Below are 4641 nucleotides of genomic sequence, written 5' to 3' on the forward strand. Positions count from 1 at the left end.
GGTCAGGAACCCCTCCCCAGGCTTCGGGAACATCTGCTTGTCCCAGGTCATCTCTCCGTCGGTGTCGAAGGTCATCTCCCGGTCCAGGTCCTTGAGGCGGTTCCGTTCAAGGACGATGATATTCTGGCGGTCTCCCAGACGATCGATTATGGTTTCGACAAGAGTCCTTTCGATTTCATCGGTCAGGCGGTTGGCCTTTTTGCTTGTGGAGTCGATGAAGAATCGGACCACGACATGATATTTGGTGGCCGGGTCGAGCCGGTTCATGTGGATCTGAAAATCCTTGACGATTCCCTCGATTTCATCGTCCAGGGGATCGGCCAAGGCCGCAATCGGGCCGACCCACATGGTCAGGACCAGGAACGGAACCAATAAGATACGGAGCATGGAAACCTCGTGGTCGCGTTTTGTGTAGAGATTTTTTTTACACCACGACCGGCCGGGGCTGTCAAAGGAAAAACAGGAGGGAAGTGGGGCGACCAGCTAGCGGGGCCGGGCGCGGACAGTCTGTTTCTCGGAAGGAAGGTCATGGCGGATTGGGCAAAATAATTGCTCAAGAGGGTATGGCCAGCGGGCCTTGGGAGTGATAAGTGGACTCGAACGTGGAGTATAATTGTATTTTTGGGGGGAAGCATAATGAATGGGCCTCGGAATATAATCCAAGGGTCGGTGATTACTGCATTTCATACCTTGGGCCTGATCATTTTGACGGATTTGCTTCTGGTGGCCCCCTTTTATGCAATGGCCGCAGACATTCCGGCCGAACGGCTTCAGCCTTCGGACCTCGTCTACCAGGGGGCCTTCCGCCTGCCGGACGAGTTCAATTGGGGGGCACTGGGCATGTCCTACTATCCTTCAGGCATCGGCGGCCAGGGGAGCCTGTTGGTGACCGGATTCCAGTCCCCGTCCAGCCCGGAGCATCCGGCCGAGGCTTGCTGGGATCCATCTTGGAGCTGCAACTCCTACTACGGGCAGGTGCTCATTCCCACGCCGACCAAGGCTTTTAACTGGGAGTCCCTGCCAATGGCCCAGCTCTCGGGCGGAATGATCAACTACGACCAGGGACTGGCGGCCACGGTGCATCGGGAGTATGTTTTCGTCAGTGATATCGAATATATGCCAAGGTCCGGATCCCAGAGTAGGGACAAGGTCTACGGAGCACTGGAGGCCTGGTACGCCGAAGGGATATTTGGAGAGGGCTCATTTCCGACCATCTGGATGTCGAACATGGACGGTACCGGGGCCCGGGGTGTGTTTCATGTCGGGCCGGAATCCGTTCCATTTCACGGTCGGAAGATGGGTTCCTATCTGTTCACCGTGCCCCAGTGGTACGCTGACCAGTATCTCGGGGGCCGGCGCTTGGTGACGGGGCGCTCCCGGGGCACTCCGGCATCGATAGATCCCGTGACCACGGACGGCGGCTCCCAGGGTCCGACCCTGTTCGCTTTCCGGGCCCTGGATTCGGATGACCCCACAGGCAACCTCGATGCCCTGCCGTTTCTCTACTACCGGGTCAAGTATCCGGGGTGCGCCGGGCCCAACGTCGGGCCCACGGCCGAATGCGACTATCCTTTCTTTTCCATGTGCGATGACTGGACCGGCGGGGCCTTTGTGGACACCGGATCCAAGAGGGCCGTCATGCTCCTCGGGCTCAAGGGCAGTCGGAACTGCTATGGCGGGGCCGGATGCGGCGATCCCTGTGGAGACGGTCAGGGCTATCATTGCGATCCGAGCGAGCGCCAAGTCATCTTCTACGACGTCCACGCCCTTGGGGACATAGCCAAGGGGCAGGTCGACCCTTGGAGCGTGTTGCCCTACGCAGTGTGGAAGCCGGGCGAGTTCTACCAGACCGGGGTCACCTGCTGGAATGCCGGCGGAATGACCTTTGACAGTGAAAATGGCCGGGTGTTCATGGTCGAGCGGGGAATGGGCGGTGAGACCAATGCCTGCGTGGTCCATGTCTGGCGTGTGGTCGGGGGAGCTGGGAGAGCTTTTCCGCCCGGTGTAATCATGATGTTGCTTGAAAACTGAAGATGGTGGTCGTAGCAAATATGTTTCGGTTCAGGGCCTTCATGACCAAAGTGGCCACGAGCGTCCTCATTTTTTTCTCACATCGAGGCGGAGTAACCCAAGGCTGTTGATCGTGTTTTTGAACATCAAAAATTGGGACGTGTGGTTCATGAAGAAAAGATCTCCGATGTTGTATGTTTTTGTAGCCATCATAACGGCAATGATGTTTTTTCCCAATGGGCTTTATGCCGAACCAATTCCGGTCGAACCTCTCGGCAATCCCAGACAGGTTGAGACCTTGTCCCATTTATATTGGATTACGCAAAATCCGGCGAGTTGGAGTGATTCCTTCCAAATATTGGCCGATATCGATGCATCGGACACAGAGAACTGGGGTTTGCTACTTCCGTCCGGCAATCATACAGGCTGGCCACCAATTGGCAACGAAACGGTGCCTTTTACTGGAACCTTCGACGGTCGAGGACATGGAATCACCGGAATTTTTATCGATCGATTTTATTTGGGTGTTCTCGACTTTGGTTTTTTTGGTTTTTTGGACAATGCAAGCATTTCGAATTTAAAACTATTTGGAGTAACTATCCGGGGTATAAATGGAGTAGGGGGTTTGACTGGAATAGCTATTAATGGGAGCGAAATTGAAAATTGCCACGTTTCAGGCACGGTCTTTGGCGCATATTTCATCGGTGGTTTGATAGGTTATCTCGATGAGAGTGAGGTCAAGGAGAGCTCTTCCTCGGCTGCCTGCACAGCCTTAATGGTTGGTGCGGGAGGTCTGTTGGGCGCATCGTCTTCGAGTCTGCTTCAAAACTGCGTGGCTGAAGGACCGGTAGAAGCCTTATTTTATGCAGGAGGACTGATAGGTATTCAGGAGGAGGGATGTTCGGTGGAGCGGTGTTGTGCCTTTGGAAGTGTCAACGGCTTGTACGGAGTGGGCGGCCTTTGCGGCGGCATGGGTTTTGGACGAATTGTCGACAGCTATGCCCAAGGAAGCGCGACCGGCGAGGAAGCGGTTGGGGGTCTTATTGGAATTATCGGGCAACAATGCGAGATCACACGTTGCTACGCAAGTGGATATCTCGGCGATTGCGGCAATGCTGCAATCGATGTGGGGGGCCTGATCGGCGCCGATGACGATCCTGGCAGCGTGATCACTTCGTCGTATTGGGACATCATCTCGAGTGGAATGACCGTTTCTGCCGGGGGGCAAGGGCTTCCGACCGAGCGCATGCAAACATCGTCGTCCTATGTTGGGTGGGATTTTACCCAGACATGGGCCATTTGCGATGGACATGGCTATCCTTTTCTGCCCGGGGTCACTCCCGATCCGGGGCCTTGCCCCATCCCAGCCCTTTCGGAATGGGGGATGCTGATCCTGGCTTCAGTTTTAATTTTTCTTCTTATGAGGGGAAGAAGGGGCTGGCAACGATAGCCCCGGCCATAGGTTTGGCTTGGCGGAGCGTGACCTGCAGGTCGTCGTGATATGCGGGTGGATATCTCGGCCTTCAGATGGCCCCGATTTTCTTGAGGTGGATCTCCAGACACGACAGAGCGGCTGGGGTGATCCCGGAGATTCGTCCGGCCTGGCCCAGGGTGGCCGGGCGAGCCGAGGCCAGCTTTTCGGTCACCTCCCGGGAGAGGCCGGCAACAGTAGAATAGTCCAGGTCCGGGGGGAGAAGGGCGCGTTCCCGGCCCAGGCTTCGATGGACAAGGTCTTCCTGGCGGGCCAGATAGCCTTGGTACTTGGCCTCGGTTTCGGCCTCGGCCAGAACGTCCGCAGGCAGGGCGGCCAGGGGCGGCCAGAGGGGCGTAAGGTCCCGGATGGTCAGGCCGGGCTGTCGAAGTATGGCGGTCAGGGGCACGGCCTTTCCCGGGGCCGAGGCCCCCATGGCGTCCAGGATGTCCCGGGTGGCGGCGTCGGGGCGAACGACGACCGAATCCAGGGCTTCCAGGGTTTCCCGCAGAAGCCGGTCCTTGGTCCGGAAGGCCTCCCATTGGGCGTCGCCCACGAGACCCAGATCCCGGCCCAGAGGGGTCAGGCGACGGTCGGCATTTCCTTCCCGGAGGAGAAGGCGATATTCGGCCCGGGAGGTGAACATGCGGTAGGGTTCCCGGGTTCCCCTGGTGACCAGGTCGTCGGCCAGTACGGCCATGTAGGCCTGGTCCCGGCCGGGCAGGAAAGGATCGGTCTTCCGGTGGCGGCAGACGATGTTCAGAGCGGCCCAGAGGCCCTGGGCGGCGGCCTCCTCGTAGCCGGAGGTGCCGTTGATCTGGCCGGCCAGGTACAGGCCGGACACGGCCTTGGTCTCGAAGGTGGCCAGCAATTGTTCCGGCGGCACGTAGTCGTATTCGATGGCGTAGCCGGGCCGGACGATGACGGCCCGCTCCAGGCCGGGAATGGTCCCGAGCATGGCCTTTTGGACTTCAAGGGGCAGACTGGTGGGAATGCCGTTGGGATAGACCTCGGGGTGGTCCAGGCCCTCGGGCTCGACAAAGATCTGATGTCTGGGGCGATCCGGGAATCGGGCAACTTTGTCCTCGATGGATGGGCAGTAGCGGGCCCCGATTCCGGTGATGACTCCCTGGAACAGGGGCGAGCGGTCGAATCCGGCC

4 protein-coding genes are annotated in these 4641 nt (G+C 58.3%); 2 read left to right on the forward strand and 2 right to left on the reverse strand.

The window, feature by feature from the left end; genetic code table 11:
• The coding region (locus EOM25_12420) for a hypothetical protein (protein NCC25977.1) at positions 1-387 on the reverse strand (387 nt) is incomplete at its 3' end.
• Between the two features lie 282 nt (positions 388-669).
• Here EOM25_12420 and EOM25_12425 point away from each other — a divergent pair.
• A complete protein-coding gene (locus EOM25_12425; protein ID NCC25978.1) occupies positions 670-2031 on the forward strand; it encodes a hypothetical protein in 1362 nt (453 codons plus the stop codon).
• The gene (locus EOM25_12430; GenBank protein NCC25979.1) at positions 2021-3460 is read left to right on the forward strand and encodes an IPTL-CTERM sorting domain-containing protein; all 1440 of its coding nucleotides are present in this window, start codon (positions 2021-2023) and stop codon (positions 3458-3460) included. Before EOM25_12425 ends, EOM25_12430 begins: the two co-directional genes overlap by 11 nt.
• A gap of 73 nt (positions 3461-3533) precedes the next feature.
• Here the strand turns inward: EOM25_12430 and mnmG are convergent.
• The coding region (gene mnmG, locus EOM25_12435) for a tRNA uridine-5-carboxymethylaminomethyl(34) synthesis enzyme MnmG (protein NCC25980.1) at positions 3534-4641 on the reverse strand (1108 nt) is incomplete at its 5' end.

Source organism: Deltaproteobacteria bacterium, assembly GCA_009929795.1.
Lineage (GTDB): Bacteria > Desulfobacterota > Desulfovibrionia > Desulfovibrionales > Desulfomicrobiaceae > RZZR01.